This window comes from Streptomyces cahuitamycinicus, assembly GCF_002891435.1.
Classification (GTDB): Bacteria; Actinomycetota; Actinomycetes; order Streptomycetales; family Streptomycetaceae; genus Streptomyces; species Streptomyces cahuitamycinicus.
Genome location: NZ_POUC01000976.1, coordinates 1 through 455, shown reverse-complemented (window position 1 = coordinate 455; position 455 = coordinate 1). Strand labels below are relative to the sequence as shown.

The window sequence follows — 455 nt, the reverse complement described above, 5'->3', positions numbered from 1 at the left end:
CAACGAGCGCAGCGCAGTTGAGCGAGGCGATTGAAGCCATTCGGCAAGCCATGCCGTACTGGGCAGCATTCAATAGTCAAAGCTATATCCGTGAGTTGACGGTCGGAAACATCTGGGTGGCGCTTGGATATTCCAACGATATCTTCCAGGCCAAAACGGATGCACTGAACGCAAAACGGCCGTTCTCCATCAAGGAAGCGCTACAGAAGGAAGGTAACGGCATGACTGGGGACAGCTTTGTCATATCCAGAACTGCCCCGCATCCTGAATTAGCGCACCGATTCATCAATTTCATGCTGCAGCCCAAGATTGCAGCACAGCTGACGAACACGCTAGGCTCAGGTAATCCCAACCGCGCGGCACATGCCTATATCCGCGCAGAACTGCTGAGCGATCCTGCCATCAATCCTGGCCCCGAAGAACGTAAACGGCTCGAGCAACTGACCGATCTGGAC

The 455-nt window shown here is 54.3% G+C and carries 1 protein-coding gene; it reads left to right on the top strand.

Going from position 1 to position 455, the window contains the following annotated elements:
- Positions 1–17: 17 nt before the first annotated feature.
- On the top strand, positions 18–455 hold a 438-nt coding region (locus C1J00_RS48715; protein WP_219728426.1), incomplete at its 3' end, for an extracellular solute-binding protein.